At 33.6% G+C, this 18,786-nt stretch carries 17 protein-coding genes and 1 other annotated feature; of the genes, 14 read left to right on the top strand and 3 right to left on the bottom strand.

Translation table 11 applies throughout. The annotated features are described in order from the left end of the window. The first annotated feature begins 1 nt into the window (after position 1). The 10 genes from ilvA to JOD41_RS05800 all read left to right on the top strand — a co-directional run bounded on the left by ilvA (position 2) and on the right by JOD41_RS05800 (position 10,940). On the top strand, positions 2-1,210 hold the full coding sequence (ilvA, locus tag JOD41_RS05845) for a threonine ammonia-lyase (RefSeq protein ID WP_205051981.1): 1,209 nt from the start codon (positions 2-4) through the stop codon (positions 1,208-1,210). A 281-nt stretch (positions 1,211-1,491) separates the two neighbouring features. Next, a complete protein-coding gene (locus tag JOD41_RS05840; RefSeq protein ID WP_205051980.1) occupies positions 1,492-1,935 on the top strand; it encodes an Hsp20/alpha crystallin family protein in 444 nt (147 codons plus the stop codon). A gap of 214 nt (positions 1,936-2,149) precedes the next feature. After that, positions 2,150-2,974, top strand: coding sequence for a triphosphoribosyl-dephospho-CoA synthase (locus JOD41_RS05835; protein WP_205051979.1), 825 nt, complete (start codon positions 2,150-2,152; stop codon positions 2,972-2,974). Then, on the top strand, positions 2,967-3,959 hold the full coding sequence (citC, locus tag JOD41_RS05830) for a [citrate (pro-3S)-lyase] ligase (protein ID WP_205051978.1): 993 nt from the start codon (positions 2,967-2,969) through the stop codon (positions 3,957-3,959). Before JOD41_RS05835 ends, citC begins: the two co-directional genes overlap by 8 nt. After that, entirely contained in the window at positions 3,946-4,473 is a 528-nt protein-coding gene (gene citX, locus JOD41_RS05825; RefSeq protein WP_156701798.1) for a citrate lyase holo-[acyl-carrier protein] synthase, read from the top strand. Before citC ends, citX begins: the two co-directional genes overlap by 14 nt. Positions 4,474-4,680: 207 nt before the next feature. Continuing rightward, the gene (locus JOD41_RS05820) at positions 4,681-5,970 is read left to right on the top strand and encodes a 2-hydroxycarboxylate transporter family protein (RefSeq protein ID WP_205051977.1); all 1,290 of its coding nucleotides are present in this window, start codon (positions 4,681-4,683) and stop codon (positions 5,968-5,970) included. Positions 5,971-5,984: 14 nt separating this feature from the next. Beyond that, on the top strand, positions 5,985-6,266 hold the full coding sequence (gene citD / locus JOD41_RS05815; RefSeq protein ID WP_156701802.1) for a citrate lyase acyl carrier protein: 282 nt from the start codon (positions 5,985-5,987) through the stop codon (positions 6,264-6,266). Between the two features lie 4 nt (positions 6,267-6,270). Continuing rightward, positions 6,271-7,170: a citrate (pro-3S)-lyase subunit beta gene (gene citE, locus JOD41_RS05810; protein WP_156701804.1), complete on the top strand. Its 900-nt coding sequence runs from the start codon at positions 6,271-6,273 to the stop codon at positions 7,168-7,170. Continuing rightward, on the top strand, positions 7,160-8,707 hold the full coding sequence (citF, locus tag JOD41_RS05805) for a citrate lyase subunit alpha (RefSeq protein ID WP_205051976.1): 1,548 nt from the start codon (positions 7,160-7,162) through the stop codon (positions 8,705-8,707). Before citE ends, citF begins: the two co-directional genes overlap by 11 nt. Positions 8,708-8,846: 139 nt before the next feature. After that, positions 8,847-9,076: a binding site (T-box leader), on the top strand. 67 nt (positions 9,077-9,143) lie between these two features. After that, positions 9,144-10,940, top strand: a complete 1,797-nt coding sequence (locus tag JOD41_RS05800; protein ID WP_205051975.1) for a homoserine O-acetyltransferase/O-succinyltransferase family protein — start codon at positions 9,144-9,146, stop codon at positions 10,938-10,940. 78 nt (positions 10,941-11,018) lie between these two features. On the opposite strand, the gene gap is transcribed toward JOD41_RS05800, so the two are convergent. After that, positions 11,019-12,038, bottom strand: coding sequence for a type I glyceraldehyde-3-phosphate dehydrogenase (gene gap, locus JOD41_RS05795; protein ID WP_205051974.1), 1,020 nt, complete (start codon positions 12,036-12,038; stop codon positions 11,019-11,021). A gap of 105 nt (positions 12,039-12,143) precedes the next feature. Between gap and JOD41_RS05790 the strand changes: the two genes are divergently transcribed. The 3 genes from JOD41_RS05790 to JOD41_RS05780 all read left to right on the top strand — a co-directional run bounded on the left by JOD41_RS05790 (position 12,144) and on the right by JOD41_RS05780 (position 15,177). Next, entirely contained in the window at positions 12,144-12,734 is a 591-nt protein-coding gene (locus JOD41_RS05790; protein ID WP_205051973.1) for an HD domain-containing protein, read from the top strand. A 90-nt stretch (positions 12,735-12,824) separates the two neighbouring features. Continuing rightward, positions 12,825-13,052 (top strand): preprotein translocase subunit SecG, encoded by a 228-nt coding sequence (locus JOD41_RS05785; protein ID WP_205051972.1) that lies wholly within the window; start codon positions 12,825-12,827, stop codon positions 13,050-13,052. A 121-nt stretch (positions 13,053-13,173) separates the two neighbouring features. Continuing rightward, positions 13,174-15,177 carry a sodium-translocating pyrophosphatase gene (locus tag JOD41_RS05780; RefSeq protein ID WP_205051971.1) on the top strand — a complete coding sequence of 668 codons (2,004 nt, stop codon included), beginning with the start codon at positions 13,174-13,176 and terminating at the stop codon, positions 15,175-15,177. Positions 15,178-15,295: 118 nt separating this feature from the next. Here the strand turns inward: JOD41_RS05780 and JOD41_RS05775 are convergent, their stop codons facing one another. Next, positions 15,296-15,898, bottom strand: coding sequence for a CPBP family intramembrane glutamic endopeptidase (locus JOD41_RS05775; RefSeq protein WP_205051970.1), 603 nt, complete (start codon positions 15,896-15,898; stop codon positions 15,296-15,298). A 324-nt stretch (positions 15,899-16,222) separates the two neighbouring features. Continuing rightward, the gene (locus JOD41_RS05770; protein ID WP_205051969.1) at positions 16,223-17,650 is read right to left on the bottom strand and encodes a leucyl aminopeptidase; all 1,428 of its coding nucleotides are present in this window, start codon (positions 17,648-17,650) and stop codon (positions 16,223-16,225) included. A gap of 186 nt (positions 17,651-17,836) precedes the next feature. Between JOD41_RS05770 and JOD41_RS05765 the strand changes: the two genes are divergently transcribed. Next, positions 17,837-18,739, top strand: coding sequence for a DMT family transporter (locus JOD41_RS05765; protein ID WP_205051968.1), 903 nt, complete (start codon positions 17,837-17,839; stop codon positions 18,737-18,739). Positions 18,740-18,786: the final 47 nt, after the last annotated feature.

Here is an 18,786-nt window from a genome sequence, read left to right as displayed (position 1 = left end):
TATGGATGTTAAAGAAATTTATGATGCTAAAGAGAGATTAAAGGGTCACATTAAAGAGACTCCAATAGTTTATGCACCAAACCTAGGCGAAGATGTATATTTAAAGGTAGAAGTTTTGCAAGACACAGGCTCTTTTAAATTAAGAGGAGCTTACAATAAAATTGCAACTCTTACTGATGAAGAAGCAGAAAAGGGAGTTGTAGCTTGTTCTGCTGGTAACCACGCACAAGGCGTAGCAAAGTCTGCTACTGAAAGAGGAATAAGATCAATTATTTGTATGCCTTTTCATGCACCACTTTCAAAGGTTCAAGCAACAAAAAATTATGGCGCAGAAGTAGAACTTGTTAAAGATTCTTTTGATGATGCAGCAGCCTATGCAGCAAAACTTTCTAAAGAAGAAGGTTTAACTTTTGTAGCTCCCTTTGATGACGAAAAAGTTATAGCAGGACAAGGAACTATTGGACTTGAAATTTTAGAAAAACTTCCTGATACAGATATAATTGTTGTGCCAATTGGCGGCGGTGGGCTTATTTCTGGAATTGCAGTTGCAGCAAAAAGCATTAACCCAAATATAAAAATAATTGGAGTGCAAACAAAAATTTCTCCAAGTATGTATGAATCAATTAAAGAGGGAAAAATTATAACTGTAAAAGGCGGTTCAACAATTGCCGATGGTATAGCAGTAAAAACTCCAGGAAAACTTACCTTTGACCTAGTAAAAGAATATGTTGATGACATAGTCCTAGTAACAGAAGGAGAAATTTCTTCAGCAATACTTACACTTCTTGAAAAAAATAAAATTATAACAGAAGGAGCAGCAGCATCAACAGTGGCAGCCTTAATGTATAAAAAGTTTAGCCACAAGGGCAAAAAAGTTTGTTGTGTACTTTCTGGTGGCAACATTGATGTAACAAGAGTTTCCAAAGTTATTGAAAAGGGTCTATTTAAAACTAATAGAAGGATGGAACTTAAAATTAAATTAAATGACCAACCAGGCGAAATGACTAAGATGGCAAAATTATTTGAAAGAGAAGGCGCAAATATAGTTAAGATTGGTCAAAACATAGATGTAGTTGGCGATACAATTGACTCAATGATAGTAAGTGTTGTTGTAGATACAAAGGACAAGGCACATCAAGAGCAAATAATTACAGAACTAAACCAAAACTTCTATGTATTTAAAGCAAATTATAACGACACACAATTTTAAATTTTTATAAAAAGAGGGCAGGTGCCTTCTTTTTTTTTATGAAAAAATTCTTGGCAAATAATTATTATTTATAAGAAAAATTTTAGTGAAGATATTCTTTAAAAGAAGCCGTCTTAAATACTTTTAATATAGTTGGATAGCTTTTCTAATAAAAATCTTTAAAAAGGTCAAAAATAGTCAAAAAAACTATTGACATTCTTTGACCTATAACCTATACTAAAGATAGTTAGCAGATGAGGTAATTGGCTGCTAATAATAATAATATAAAGGGGAGTTTTTAAATGAGTATTAGACCATATGAAAAAAATTATTTGAGAGATGCAAGATTTGATGATTTTTATGACATGATAGATTCTTTCTTTAACGATGATTTTACACCTCAAAGGGCAATGAGATCTGCTACTTTTAAGGTTGATGTTATTGACGAAGATAAGGACTACAAAGTAGAAGCTGAACTTCCTGGATTTTCTAAAGATGAAATTGATGTAGATTTTGAAGATGGCAAACTTACAATTTCAGCTGAAAAAAATGAAGAAGTTAATGACGAAAACAAAGAAAAAAATTATATTCATAGAGAAAGAAAATCTTCAAAAATGATGAGAAGAATGTTCTTTAAAGACGTTGACCAAGAAAATATGACTGCAAAGCTTGAAGGTGGAATCCTAGAAATTACAATTCCTAAAAAAGCTGATGAAAAGAAAAATAAAAAGATTGAAATTAAATAATCTTTTATAAATTAAAAAATAACTTGATAAGTATATTTTAGAATATTCATAAATAATCCAAAAAGATTTTAAGACCGGGGCGAGCTCGGTCTTTTTTTTTATAAAGTTTCTCATTAAATAAAATTTAAAATCTATCAAAATTTAGATGTTATAGTTACAAAAATAATAAGTAGATGAAATTTTTTTTATTTATTATAATGAAAGTGGAGGGATTATGTTAAATTCAGATATTATTGCGAGAATATCTACTTATGCGCTTTTCTATGAAGTATCACTAAGTCCAAAGCCTGGTCTTGTAACTTTAATAGATAAAGGAGCCCATGTGGATATGGATTACATAGATTTTTTTAAGTCGGCTTTAGTTCTTCACGACTACTTTAAAATTGCCTATGAACTTGGCGAAAAGTCAGAGGGAGAAGATTATAAAGAGCTTAGAAAATTTGGCGTGATTTATGAAAAAAAGATGAGAGAAGCGACTAAAGGTGCAAACACCCACAAGGGAATCATTTTTTCTCTAGGTCTTATGGTCTATGCCACTGCAATTGAAATTAAAAGAGAAAATTTTTCTTTTGAAAAAATTATTTCAAGAGTTTCCTATTTAAATAGGGGAATTACCAGTGAATTAAATAAAAAAGTTGCCACAAGTCATGGAGAAGAAAATTTTAAAAAATACGGATCAAAGGGCATAAGAGAAGAAGCTGAAGAAGGCTTTAAAAAGGCCCTTCTTGGCCTAGATTTTTTAAAAAAGATAGAGAAAAATATAAACTTTGACTATGCCCTTACAGGCACTCTTTATTATTATATGTCCTTTATTGAGGACTCAAATATAATAAAAAGAGGCGGACTAGAGGGACTTGAATTTTCAAAGAATAAGGCAAAGTATGTGCTAAAGAATAAGCTTTACGAAACTTCAGAAGGCATGATGGAAATAAAAAAAATAAATGATGAATTTAAAAGAAAAAATTTAAGTCCTGGTGGCTGTGCCGACTTTTTAATTTTAACTCTTTATTTTTATCTATTGGAGGATTATTGTGATTGAATACAGACAAGTGATGAAATTCGAAAAAAAGAAAATTGAAAAATTTTTAAAGGACTTTAACATAAATTATGAAAGAGATGTTGAGTATACAATTGCAGCCTTTGACGGAGAAAAAATTATTGGCACAGGCTCAGCTGCTGGAAGGGTCTTAAAGTGTTTTGCCATTGACGAAACTTATCAGGGCATGGGCATAACAAATGCAATAATAACAAGGCTAATAGATCATGAGTATGAAATAGGCAACAAACACCTCTTTATTTTTACAAAGCCAAAAAATATAAAAATATTTTCTGACTTTGGCTTTTCTCTTGTTGAAGAAACAGAAGATGTGGCACTTCTTGACAATAAAATAGAAAAACTTTATGAAATTTTAAAAAATATGGAAGATGATAGAGAGTCTGGTGCAATAGTAATAAATGCAAATCCCATGACTAAGGGGCATCTCTATTTAATTGAAGAGGCGAGAAAAATGACAGACCTTCTTCATATTTTTATGGTGGAAGAAGATGGCTCAACTTTTCCCTATGAATTTAGATATAAAATTGTGGCAGAGGAAGTATCTAAGTTTGACAATGTAATTCTCCATAAAGGCAATGATTACATCATTTCAAAAAACACCTTTCCAACATATTTTTATAAGGATGAAAAGACAGTTTTAAAGGCCTATTCAGAGCTTGACACAAAAATTTTTGGAAGATACTTTGCCAAAGCCTTAAAGATAAAAAAGAGATTTGTTGGCACAGAAGATAAGGACCTTGTGACAAAAAATTACAATGAAACCATGAAGAAGATTCTCCCAGATTATGGAGTTGAGCTAATAGAAATACTTAGAATAGAAAGTGACGGCGAAGTAATTTCTGCTTCTAAGGTTAGAAAACTTTTAAAAGAAAAAAAATTTGAAGAAGCCTATAAGTTTTTACCTGATGCCACAATTAAGGCATTAAAATCAGAGGAAGGACAGAGGATTATTAATGAAAGACTCTAAAATTATTGCCATGCAAAAAATGCTTGATGCAAAGGAAAAGAGATATTACAAGATAAAAGCCTTGACGGAAAAATATAATTTGCCAGTTTTATCTTTTATGTTAAATATTCCTGGCGAAGATAAAAATTTTGAAGACGCAGTTATTTTTCACGAAAAACTTATAAAAAAGATAAAAAATATTTTAGAAAAAGAAGATATAAAAATTTTATGGGAAGAATATAATAATCTTGACACAGGTATGGAATACCTTGCAGTTCTTAATGGCGAGGGAAAATTTATAAAGGAAAAAATGATTGGTCTTGAAGAAGAAAGTAGGGAAGGAAGGCTTCTTGATATAGATATCTATGACAGGGACTTTAAACAAATTTCAAGGTCAAGCCTTGGACTTTCTGAGAGAAAATGTATAATTTGTGATGACATAGCAAGAACTTGCATCAAAAAAGAAAGACATAGGCAAGATGAGTTAGAGAAAAAAGTAAGAGAAATTTTAAAAAATTATAAAAGCAAAAATTAAAAATATTAACTTAATATTTTATATTGAAAGCAAGCATTGGACTTGCTTTTTTAAAATTTATTAGGATTTTAAAAGCGTTACCACAAAAAAAATTTGTTGCATCAACAACATAATAGTTGCATCAAATCTCTAAGAATGAGGCTTATCTTATTGCATAAGAATCTATCCCTGGGGTATTATAGAGGTAGATTAAAGGAGGTTTTTTCTATGAAGAAAAAATATTTTGGACTTAACCTTCCAATGTTATTGGTTTTAGCAATAATTGTTTTCATAGCAACATACACGGGAGTTTTGTCAAAAGATTTAGCGGGCGGCGTTGCCCTTATGTTCGCAATAGGTATTATTTTATATGAAATTGGAGAGATTATTCCAATCTGGAATACTTATGTTGGTGGTGGACTTGTTCTTGCCTTCTTAGGTACAGCAGTTCTAGTTTATCTAAATGTTATACCAGAAGAATATGTAGAACTTATTTCAGCTGTTAACTCAAAGCCTATGGGACTATTAAACTTCTTTATCATAATGCTTATCTCTGGTTCACTTCTAGGACTTAATAGAGATCTTATGATCAAGTCTTTTGCAGGATATATTCCAGCAATCCTTGGTGGAGTTTTAGGTGCTGCCATTCTTGGTATTATTGGGGGACTTTTCTTTGGAGTTTCTCCATCTGAAACTGTTTTAAAGTATGTTCTTCCAGTAATGGGTGGAGGTAACGGTGCAGGTGCAGTTCCTCTAAGTCAAATTTATGAAAGAGTTACTGGAGATGCTGCTGCAAACTACTACGGCTTTGCTATTTCAATTCTTACAATTGCAAATATCTTCGCTATTATTGCCGGTGGTATTTTAAATAAGATTGGTAACAGTAAGCCAGGCCTTACAGGAGACAAGAAAACTCTTATGAGATCAGCTCCTGAAATTGAACAAAATGAAGAAAAGTTCACAACACAATTAAAGGACTACGCTGGAGCAATTTTAATGGGACTTACTTTCTACCAACTAGGTAGACTTGTAGCTGATAAGCTTTGGGATCCACTAGTTCCTTCAGTGCCAATTCATCCCTTTGCCTTTATGATTATTATTGTTGCTCTTGCTAATGGACTTGGAATTGTTCCTGGATCACTTAGACAAGCTGCTAAGGAAATTCAATCTTTCTTTACAAAAAACATTGTAATCTTAATTATGGTTGGGGTTGGTGTTGAAACTGACCTACACGAACTTGTAGCTGCAATTACTTTTGGAAATGTTGTTATGGCTCTTCTAATTGTAATCGGTGCTGTTATTGGTTCAGGATTTGTTGGACACCTTGTAGGATTCTTCTTTGTTGACTCTGCTGTTACTGCAGGACTTTGTATGGCTAACAGAGGTGGATCTGGTGACTTGGCAGTTCTTGGAGCAGCTGACAGAATGGATTTAATTTCTTATGCACAACTTTCATCAAGACTTGGTGGAGGAATAATACTTGTTATAGGATCAATACTCTTTGGAACGCTCATGTAGTAGGAGGGATATTTTTGAAACTAAAAAAAGAAGCAATGGCTGGAACTCTTGAGTCAAATGATATTTTAATAACAGTTGACAACGGCGAAGGCATAACTATTGAACTTGAAAGTTCAGTAAAAAAACAATTTGGAAAACAAATTGAAAAAGTTATTAGAGAAACTTTAGAAGAATTAAATGTAGAAAATGTAAAGCTTACTGCAGTAGATAAGGGAGCTTTGGATTACACAATTAAGGCAAGAGTAGAAGCAGCATGCTTTAGAGCAGCTGAAAGTACAGAATATAATTGGAGCTGATATTTTGAAAGAGAGATTAAGAAGAACAATGATGTTTCTTCCAGGTAACAACCCTGCAAACATCACTGATGCTCACATTTATGGCCCTGACTCAATTATGATCGACCTTGAAGATGCAACGAGTATCAATCAAAAAGATGCGGCAAGATTTTTAGTTTACAATGCACTTAAAACTTTGGACTACGGAAAAACTGAAGTTGTTGTAAGAATAAATTCCCTTGACACACCTTTTGGACGTGAAGATATTAAGGCTGTTGTTAAAGCTGGAGTAGATGTAATTAGATTACCAAAATCAGAAACTGCACAAGATGTTAAAGATGTAGATGAAATAATAACTGAAGTGGAAGAAGAAATGGGATGTCAAGGAAGAACTCTTATGATGGCTGCCATTGAATCTCCAACTGGTGTAATTAACGCAGTTGATATTGCCAAGGCATCACCTAGAATGATGGGTATTGCCCTTGGAGCTGCCGACTATGTTACAAACTTAAAGACACAAAGATCTAAACATGGTTGGGAACTTTTTGCAGCAAGAAGTCAAATTGTACTTGCAGCAAGAAATGCAGGCATAGCTTGTTTTGATACAGTTAACACAAACTTAAGCGACATGGATGCCTTTAGAGAAGAAGTTCAATTTATTAAGGACCTTGGCTTTGATGGCAAGTCTGTAATTCACCCTAAACAAATTGCTGTTGTAAATGAAGTTTACACACCAACTGAAAAAGATATTACTAAGTCACTAAGAATTATTGCTGGTTCTAAGGAAGCTGAAAGAAAGGGATCTGGAGTTATTACAGTTGACGGAAAAATGGTTGACTATCCAGTTATAGCTGGTGCACAAAGAGTTCTTGACCTTGCAGTTGCAAGTGGAGTGCTAAAGAAGGAGGATATTGATGAACTATAATAAAAACGCAGTAGGAAGAGATATCCCTGAATACCTTGAAGGCATTGGCGAACTTGTTCCCTTTAAAGGCGAAGGCAAATATCTTAGAACTGATAGAAAGGCTTCTCCAAAAATTAGATATGGAAAAAGAGACGAAAGTAAACTTTTAGGTTCTATTGAAGAAGCTGTAAAGAAAAGTGGGCTTAAAGATGGAATGACAATTTCCTTCCACCACCACCTAAGAAATGGTGACTATGTTGTAAATATGGTTATGCAAGTTATTGCAGATATGGGCATTAAAGATTTAACTCTTGCTCCATCATCTCTTTCTCCTTGCCACGACAAACTAATTCCTTTAATTGAAAAAGGTGTAATCACTGGCATTCAATCATCAGGACTTAGAGGAGAACTTGGAGAAAAAATTTCTGGGGGCATTCTTAAAAAACCATGTATAATTCGTTCTCACGGTGGTCGTGCAAGAGCAATTGAAGATGGAGAACTTCACATTGATGTAGCCTTTTTAGCTGCACCAGCATGTGATGAATATGGAAACATAAATGGTAGAGAAGGAAAAGCTGCTTGTGGTTCACTTGGTTATGCTATTGTAGATGCACAGTATGCTGATTGTGTAGTTGCAATTACAGATAATCTAGTTCCATTCCCAAATATTCCTGCATCAATTGGCATGATGTATGTTGATTATGTTGTTAAAGTTGATGCAATTGGAGATCCAAAGGGTATTGTTTCTGGATCAATTAGATTTAACGACAACCCAAGAGATTTATTGATAGCAAATAATGCCGTAAAGGCAATTAAGGCATCTGGACTTTATAAAGATGGCTTTAGATTCCAAACTGGAGCAGCAGGATCAACTCTTGCAGTTGCCAAAATTCTTCGTGAAGAAATGAAGAAGGACAACATAAAGGCTTCAATGGCACTTGGTGGAATCACTGGATATATGGTTACAATGCTTGAAGAAGGTTTAATCGATGGTATTTATGATACACAATCCTTTGACCTTGATGCAGTAAGATCAATTCGCGAAAATCCAAAGCATTTTGAACAAACAGCATCATCTTATGCAAATCCAAATAATCCAACTCCTGCAGTAAATACTCTTGACTTTGTACTTCTTGGAGCACTTGAAATTGACACTGACTTCAATGTAAATGTAATGACAAGATCAGATGGAGTTATTAACCAAGCAGTTGGTGGACACCAAGATACTGCACCTGGAGCAAAGATGTCACTTATCCTTGCACCACTTGTAAGATCAAGAAATCCAATTATCATGGATAAGGTTACAACAGTTTGTACACCAGGCGAATCCGTTGATGTAGTATGTACTGACTACGGCATTGCTGTAAATCCAAAGAGAAAAGATTTAATCGAAAAATTTGAAGAAGCTGGAATTGAAATTAAAGACATCAAAGAATTGCAACAAATGGCAGAAAAACTTACAGGTAAACCTGAAGAAATTAAATTCTCTGACGAAGTAGTTGCAGTTGTAGAATATAGAGATGGTTCTATAATTGATGTAATTAACAAAGAAGCTTAAAAGTAAAAAAATCTAACTATACTATAAGGAGAGACTGCGGTCTCTCTTTTTTTTAGTAATGAATAAAAATAAAAAAATTTTTCATTTAAATATAAGAATAATTGACAGAATGACAAAAGGATGCTATCATTATCTTAAAATTTAAACTCTATAGGAAGAAGAGTAGCCTATTTAAACTTTTACAGAGAGCTTCGTTTGGTGAAAGAAGCAGGGGAGAATATGTGAACATGGTCTTTCTCGAGTGCTTGTCGATATTTAGATGAGTGCGGGCTCGCCCGTTATAGCGATAGAGTATGGTAGTACTTGAAGAGTCCCTTATTGCGAGATAAGGGAGAATTAAGGTGGTAACACGAAACTTTCGTCCTTTTTTGGATGAGAGTTTTTTTTATTGTATCTCTTCTTAAAGTACAGATTTTATAAAAGTGAGGAATAAGAAATGCCATTAATAATACCTAAGGATTTAATAGTTGAAGAAGTTTTAGAAAGAGAAAATATTTTTACAATGAGGGATTCATCTGCCAAGGAGCAAGACATAAGACCTCTTAATATAGCAATTGTAAATTTAATGCCAAAAAAAGAAGAGACAGAGCTTCAACTTTTAAGGATGCTATCAAATACTGCCCTTCAAATAAATATTGACCTTGTGAGAATGGAGTCCTACAATCCAACAAATAGTGATGTCAAAAGACTTAATGCCTTTTACAAAACTTATGAGGACATAAAGAATAATAAGTACGACGCAATGATAATAACTGGAGCGCCAATTGAAACTATTGCTTATGAAGAAATTAAATATTGGGATGAATTAAAGACAATTTTTGAATTTGCCAAAGACAATGTCTACTCAACAATGTTTATTTGCTGGTCAGCTCAGGCAGCCCTTTATCATTATTATAATATTGAGCACAAAGTTTCTAAGGGAAAAATATTTGGTGTCTTTGAATTTGACAAGTTAAAGGACAATAAAATCGTAAAGGGTTTTGACGATACTTTTTTAGTTCCAACTTCAAGACACACCTATGTGGATATAGAAGATTTTTATGACTTTCCAGATTTAGAAGTTCTTGCAGCAAGACCTGACACAGGAGTTTCTCTTGTAACAACAAAGGATAACCGCTTTGTATTTAATTTTGGTCACTGGGAATATGACAAGGACACTCTACACAATGAATACATCAGAGATATTTCCCAAGGCAAAAAAATTGCTCCACCTAAAAATTATTATGAAGATAATGACCCTAAAAAGGAAATTAAGATTAGATGGAGATCTGCAGGAAACTTGTTCTTCTCCAACTGGCTAAACTACTGCGTATATCAAGAGACACCTTTTGCCATTGAAACAATAGAAGGTAAATCAGTTTCAAAATTTGGAGGATCTTCTTTAAAGGATGCAGGACAATTTGCCAAGGTTAAAAAAATAATTTTCTCCAAGGATGATAGAGATGTAATTGTAGTTTCTGCACCAGGCAGAAGATTTAGGGAAGACACAAAAATTACAGACGAATTAATTTCTCTATCAGATAAAAATGTAAAAATTGATGAACTTGATAAGATTATAAAATCTCTTGAAGAAGAATTAAAAGTTCAAGAAGCTTATAGAGATACGCAACTTGAGAAAATTAAAAAGAGATTTCTATCTATAGCTGAAGAATTAAAATTAGAAGAATTTTGGGATGAGGAATTAAAATTTGTTTTTGATGAAATAAAAAATTCTAGGGACAAGGAATTTATAGTAAGTAGAGGAGAATACTTAAACGCAAAACTCTTGTCAAGATATTTAGGCTATGATTTTATAGATGCCAAGGACATAATTATTTTTGATGATGAGGGACAAGTTGACCTTGAAAAATCAAGAGAGGCAATAAGAAATCACATTGTCGAAAATCAAAAAGCAGTTGTGCCAGGTTTTTATGGCAGCGACAAAAATGGAGATATAGTAACTTTTACAAGAGGTGGCAGCGACTACACAGGAAGCCTAATTGCCTATGCTCTAGATTCAAAAGTTTATGAAAATTGGACTGATGTAAATGGAATAATGACATCAGACCCCAATAGAGACCCCAATGCAAAGACAATTGACAAGCTAAATTTTAAGGAGTTGAAGGAAATAATAGATAAGGGCGCTCAGGTCTATCAAGGCGATGCCATAAAGCCCGTTGAAGAAAAAAATATAACAATAAAAATATTAAATACTAATGATCCAAGAAATCACGGAACAATTATAAAAGATTAAGAAAAAAGCCAGAGTTTTAAAAACTTTGGCTTTTTCAATTAAAAAAGGCTCGCATAGCAAGCCTTAAATAAGTTTAAATTATAGAGATTCTGCAATTTTTTCTGTTAAATCAATAACTCTTTCAGTGTAACCCCATTCATTGTCATACCAAGAAATTAATTTAACCATTTTGCCATTAACTGTTGTAAGAAGTGAATCGAAAATAGAAGAGTGAGTGTTTCCTATGATGTCAGAAGAAACAAGTTCGTCTTCAGAATATTCAAGGATGCCCTTTAATTCATTTTCAGCCGCCTTTTTAATTGCTGCATTGATTTCTTCAACAGTAGCTTCTTTTTCAAGTTCAAAAGTAACATCAACAAGAGAGCCAGTTGGAACAGGTACTCTTAGGGCAAAACCAGTTAAAATTCCGTCAACTTCTGGAATAACTTTTCCAACAGCCTTAGCTGCACCAGTTGAAGTAGGAATAATATTTTCTGCGCCCATTCTTGCACGACGCATATCTTTTTTATGAACACCATCGTGAATATTTTGGTCATTAGTGTAAGCGTGAACTGTAGACATAAGTCCCTTCTTAATTCCAAAGTTTTCTAAAATAACTTTAGTAACTGGAGCAAGACAATTTGTAGTACAAGATGCATTGGAAATAATATCGTCTTTGGCAGGATCATATTTGTCATCATTAACTCCCATTACAACTGTAAGCATATTGCCCTTGCCTGGAGAAGTTAAGACAACTTTTTTTGCTCCACTTGTTAGATGTCCTCTAGCCTTGTCTTCATCTTTGAAGGCACCTGAAGAGTCAATAACAATATCAACGCCAAGTTCTTTCCAATTCATTTGGTCTGGAGTTTTTGATTCAACAAAAGTAACTTTTTTTCCATTGATAATCATTCCGTCATCAGTAAATTCAATTTCACCAGGGAATTTTCTATAAATAGAATCAAATTTAAATAAGTGAGTTCTTTCCTTTAAAGTTTTTTCTAAATTTCTAACGGCTACATGAGTAACTTCGAAATTACAATCATCTCTTAGAGCCCAAATTCTAAGAGCATCTCTACCGATTCTTCCAAAACCCATTATGCCAACATTTTTTTTCATAAAAACCTCCATAATCATTACATTGTTATATTCATTATAACACAAGTAGGAAAAAGTGAAATTCAAAAATTATTGTGATAATATAGGTAAAAAGGAAGTGGCGATATGAATAGCGGAATAAGTAGAGAAGATGCACTAAAACTTTTAAAGGAATACAACAAAGATGAGTTTCACATAAGACACGGTCTAACCCTTGAAAGTGTAATGGGATATTTTGCAGAAGAATTTGATAGGGACAATGTAGACTTTTGGAAAATGGCAGGACTTCTTCACGATGTTGATTATGAAAAATATCCTGAAGAGCATTTAAAAAATACGCCAGAAATTTTAAAGAGCGCAGGTGGAAGTGACGAACTAATCCATGCAATTTTATCTCATGGTCATGGTTTATGTTCCAGTGTAGAGCCAGAGCTTTTTATGGAGAAAGTTCTCTTTGCAGTAGATGAACTTACAGGTTTAATTTATGCAGCTTCACTTATGAGACCATCTAAGAGCACCAAGGATATGAATTTAAAAAGCGTGAAGAAAAAATTTAAGGACAAAAAATTTGCTGAAGGTTGCTCTCGTGATGTTATAAAAAAAGGAGCAGAAAATTTAGGTTGGGAACTTGATGAGTTAATCGAAAAAACTCTTATAGCAATGCAAGATAGACAAGATTTTATAGAAGAATCTTTGAAAAAAGAGAAAATATCTTAAAAAATTATCTAAAATCCTATAATTTCGTTGATTAGGAAGACTTGCTGTGTTAGAATTTATATGTTATAGAAATTTAAGGGAGGTAGTTGTTTGCAAACTTTTTTATCTATTATAATTATTATTGCTAGCATTATTATAATAACTGTAGTAGCACAAATGGAATCAGATCAAGCTGGTCTTGGAACTCTTCAAGGTGAAGAAACTACAACTTGGGGATCACACAAAGGCTCAAGTAAAAAAGACATCCAAAATAAAGTTGTCATAATTTCAAGCATTGTTTTTGCGCTTGCACTTATTATTTTAGCTACAATTAAGTAAAATTAGAGAGGAATTAGAAATGATATTTTTTCTACTTCCTGTAGTGGTCTTTATTGCAATTGTATTTTTATTAGTAGCTCTTTTATAAATACTTTGCAATTAAAAATTAAGGAGGATTAAAATGAATATTTTATATTTAGCTCCTATAGTCGGCGTTTTGGCACTTTTATTTGCTTTCTTTAAGGCAAGTTTCGTGTCAAAACAAGATGCCGGAAATGAAAGAATGAAGGAAATTTCTTCTTACATTTCAGAAGGAGCTATGGCATTTTTGACAAGAGAATATAAGGCTCTTGTTGTATTTGTCATTGTACTTGCAATTATTTTGGCAGTAGGACTTAAATCAATTCCAACTGCTATTTGTTTCATTTTTGGAGCTATCTTTTCAGTAGCTGCTGGTTATGTTGGTATGAAAGTTGCTACAAAAGCAAACGTTAGAACAACTAATGCAGCATGGAAGGGTGGACTAGGTAAAGCCCTTGACGTTGCCTTTTCAGGTGGAGTTGTAATGGGAATGTGCGTTGTTGGACTTGGAATTATTGGTATTACTTGCGCATATTTCTTTACAGAAGGACAAACTGAAATTATTACAGGATTTTCACTTGGAGCATCTTCTATTGCACTTTTCGCAAGAGTAGGTGGAGGAATTTATACTAAGGCAGCAGACGTTGGAGCTGACCTTGTAGGTAAAGTTGAAGCTGGAATCCCAGAAGACGACCCAAGAAACCCTGCTGTTATCGCTGATAACGTAGGAGATAACGTTGGTGACGTTGCTGGAATGGGCGCTGACTTATTTGAATCTTATGTAGGAGCACTTCTATCAGTTATTACTCTTGGAGTAGTAGCTTACGGAGATGATGGTGTTAAATTTGGTCTTCTTGTTGCAACAGTTGGTATTTTAGCATCAATTGTAGCTGCCTTTTTTGTAAAGGGAGACAAGAACCCACAAAAAGCTCTTAACGCAGGAGAATATGTTGCAGCAGCTGTTACTATGATTGCTTCAGCATTTTTATCAAATTACATTTTTGGAAGTTTTTCACCTTTTGCACCAGTAATTATTGGTATTGCAGTTGGTCTTATTATTTCTAAATTTACTGAATATTATACAGCTGATGATTATGCACCAGTAAAAAGAATTGGAGCTGAATCACAAACAGGAGCCTCTACAAATATTATTGCAGGACTTTCTGTTGGTATGATGTCAACAGTTGGACCAATTATTGTAATTGCAATTGGAATTATTGCTTCTTATCTTGGAGCAGGCGGAGCAGGCAATTCAATAATTGGACTTTACGGAATTTCACTAGCAGCTGTTGGTATGCTTTCAACAACTGGTATGACAATTGCTGTAGATGCTTACGGACCAATTGCTGATAACGCTGGTGGTATTGCAGAAATGTGCGAACTACCAGAAGATGTTCGTGATATAACAGACTCACTTGACTCTGTTGGTAATACAACAGCAGCAATAGGAAAGGGATTTGCAATAGGTTCAGCAGCACTTACTGCCCTTGCACTTTTCGTTTCTTATATTAATGCAACTGGACTTAGTGGAATTGATATTTCTAAACCACAAGTTATAGCAGCAACATTCGTTGGTGGTATGCTTCCATTTGCCTTCTCTGCACTAACAATGTCAGCAGTAGGTAATGCAGCATCAGAAATGATTGATGAAGTAAGAAGACAATTTAAAGAAATCCCTGGCATCATGGAAGGTAAAGGAACTCCTGACTATGCAAGATGTGTAGACATCTCAACAGGAGCAGCCCTAAAGCAAATGATCGTACCAGGACTTATAGCAGTAGTAGTTCCTATAGTAGTTGGAATTTTACTTGGAACTGAAGCTCTAGGCGGACTTCAAGCAGGAGCTCTTGTAACTGGTGTACTAATGGCAATCTTTATGTCAAACGCTGGTGGAGCTTGGGATAATGCAAAGAAATACATCGAAGGTGGAGCACATGGTGGCAAAGGTTCAGAAGCTCACAAGGCAGCTGTAACTGGAGATACTGTTGGTGACCCATTCAAAGATACATCAGGACCTTCTCTTAATATCTTAATTAAACTAATAACTGTTGTATCCCTAGTATTTGCACCATTATTTGTACAATACGGCGGAATATTCCTATAAAAAATAAATCTGTTAGAGAAAAATCTCTAGCAGATTTTTTATTGCAAACTATATTAACTTTTATGGACTCTGTCAGAATTTATCTGGCAGGGTCTTTTATAATTTAAAGAAAACTAAATTAAATATAAAAGGCAGCATAAAGACCAGCAATCAAATTTGAAATGGCATGTATAATCCAGCTAGGAATAATTGACCCACCTGATAATTTTTCGTTAATATAACCCATAGCAAGAGCTATAAAACCTGTCATTAGAATAATTAAAATAGATTTTAAATTACCGACAAGAGGAAAGAACATCACTCCATGCAAGAGACTAAATAGGAGGGATTGTATAAAATTTGCCTTAATAAACCCTAGTTTACTGGCAAGTCTTTTTAAGATAAATCCCCTAAACAAGACTTCTTCCGGAAAAGATGTATTAAAGACTGCATATATAAAAATTGCAGGAAGGGCAGCAAACCTAAGTCCTTGGAATTCTGTAGTTGCATTTTCTATATTTTTTAAGCTATTAAGAAGAATTAAGCTTATCAATAAATAAAAAGTTGTCACTATAATAATTGCAAGTGCTGTCTTCTTACCTCCCTTTATTTTTTTCAGTCCTATCCATTCTCTAAAACTTTCTTGTTTTCTTGCTGAAAAGTACCAGAAAAGGAAGGGGATAATTGAGAATAATATAATTTGAAGTAAACTGTTTAAAATTTTATTAATTACTAAGTTCATCTTACGCTCCCATGAAATAATAATTGTCAATTTCTTTAAGACGCAAACAATCCGCCTATTATATTTTAACTGCTAGTTGGATATTAAGTTTTATAAAGCTATAAAATCAAAATATTTTTGTAATTTTTTAAGCGTAGCCATCTAAGGAATTATACCTCAAGACAAAAGTAATATTACCATAAAGACAATTTAATATTTTTTAGTATAGCACAAGAAAATCTAAATTTTTAAATTTTATGAAAATTTTACACAAATTTTAATAAGCTAGGATTTGTCATGAAAAAACCACTAGCCTGAGCCAGTGGTTTGTAATTTTAAAAATTTTTAGCAATCTGTTGGGTCTAGTAAATTATTTAAAGTCTTAACATGGATTCCAGTTGCATTCTTTGGTAGATAGCCCGATTTTTTATTTCTGTAGGCTGTTGCTGCTATGTCTAGGTGAACCCAAGGAGTATTTTCTTTTACAAATTCGCCAACAAAAAGTCCTGCTGTAACAGAGCCTGCATCTCTACCTGAAGTGTTTTTGATGTCTGCAACTTCTGACTTGTTTAATTTTTTGTAGTCCTCATCATAAGGGAAGGCCCAAATTTTTTCGCCAGATAAATTTCCTGCTTCAAGAACTTCCTTATAAAAGTCTTCATTATTTGTAACAGCTCCAGTGTAAACTTCTCCAAGGGCAATTGTAACGGCACCAGTAAGTGTTGCAAGGTCAATAATTTTTTCTGCTCCAAGATTATTTGTTGCATAGTGGACTGCATCAGCAAGGGTAATTCTTCCTTCGGCGTCTGTGTTTGCCACTTCAATAGTAAGTCCCTTCATGGAGTCAATTACATCGCCAGACTTGTAAGATGTGCCTGAAATCATATTTTCGCAAGCGGCAACTACTCCCACTACATTTACCTTGGCCTTGTTCTTTGCAAGGGCATAGATTGTCCCAATAACTGTGCCTGCACCACCCATGTCGCAGTGCATATAGTTCATGCCAGCTGGAGATTTTATGTTGTAGCCACCAGAATCGTAAGTTAGTCCCTTACCAACTAGGGCAATTTTTTCTGACTCAGCATTTTTGTATTCCATTACAATAAGTCTTGGACGGTTAGTAGCACCTGCTGCCACCCTTAAAAAGGCCTTCATGCCAATTTTTTCGATTTCATCTTCTTCATAAACCCTTACCTTTACCCCAAGCTTTTCTAATTTTTCTACTGCAATATTGGCAAGGCTTTCTGGATAAATTACATTGGCTCTTTCATTTACAAGGTCTCTTGCAAGGAAGACTCCATCCATAATATTTTCCATTTTATCTAAGACTGCACGAAGTTTTTCTTCAGGGCCCTTAAAGGCAGAGTAGTTTACAGTAAGTTCAAAGTCAGCCTTTTTTTCTTTGACATCAGTTTTTTTCGTAAATTCATACTCTCCTTGGCGAAGGCCTTCATAGGCTGCCATAATAGTTTTTCTGTTGCACATAGAAAGGTCTGGCATTTTAATTTCTACTTCGTGTTCTTCATTGTCTCTTAAAATATTTCCAAGTTCAAAGAAAAGATTTCTCACATCTTCTAAATCAAGTTCATCATCGCCTAATCCCATGAAAATTTCTGATTCTTCAAGAAAACTAGGAAGATAAAGAGATTCCTTAAACTTGTAAGAAAATTTTTTCTTTTCGAGATATTCCTTAATATCTTCTGGAAGCTTATCATCTTTTTTTACAAAGTGGACTTTAAGTCCACCTTCTTTATACAAATTAAATTTAATCATATTTCACCTCTACCTTCATTATACATGAGATATGTAAAAGGTCTAATAATTGTTAATTAATATTTATTAAATAAAGTTTATACATCACTATTTTTTCGCGATAAATTATGATATTATTAAATTATAAAATAATAGCATCAATTTAGTTGATAACGCTGGATTGGTGTTTTTTTGGGTGGTGTTATAATGGGTAGAGAATTTAAATCGTCAATAATGCTATTTTTCACATCAATAATTTGGGGTCTTGCCTTTGTAGCACAAACCCAGGGTATGGAATTTATTGGTCCCTTTACTTTTACGGCAGTAAGATCTTTTGTTGCTATAATTTTTTTGTACTTAACTTATTTATTTTTTAATAAAACATCAAAATCCTATAGAGAGCAAAAATTTGACATGAAAAAAACTATAAGAGGTGGAATTCTTTGTGGTCTTGTCTTTACTTTTGGCATTAATTTTCAACAATTTGGTCTTGTCTATACAACTGCAGGCAAGGCAAGTTTTCTCACTGCACTTTATATAGTTTTTATTCCAATTATTGGACTCTTCTTTGGAAAGAGAATAAATAGAAAACTTCTTCTATGTATAGTTCTTGCCATGCTTGGAACTTATCTCATGTCAGTAAAGGGAAGCCTTAGCATGAATAGGGGCGATTTCATTACAATTATGGGTGCAATAGTTTTTTCTATTCACATTTTAATGCTGGCGGAATTTTCAGTAGATACTAATGCAGTTTTAGTATCCCTATTTCAATTTGCAATTTGTGGAATTATTTCTTTTCTTGCAGCTCTTATTTTTGAAGAGATAAATATTTCTGCAATTTTAAAATCCTACATTGCTATTTTGTATGTTGGGGTTTTGTCATCAGGCGTTGGCTTTACAATTCAGCTTATGGCACTAAAGGAACTGGACCCATTAATTGCATCTATGATAAGTTCTTTGGAATCAGTTTTTGGAGCAATTTTTGGCTGGCTTATTCTTTCACAAAGTATGAGTAAGAGGGAAATTATTGGTGCTGTAATTATTTTTATTGCCACACTTATTGCACAACTTCCAATTGAAAGTTATTTAAAGAAAATATTTGATAGATAAAATTTTTCACAAGAATTTTATATTAATTAAAAAAGATTTCACATTTA

It is taken from the genome of Peptoniphilus gorbachii (genome assembly GCF_016908115.1).
Taxonomy (GTDB): domain Bacteria; phylum Bacillota; class Clostridia; order Tissierellales; family Peptoniphilaceae; genus Peptoniphilus_A; species Peptoniphilus_A gorbachii.
Note: the sequence above shows the minus strand (reverse complement) of the source record. Positions and strands in the feature narration are given on the sequence as shown.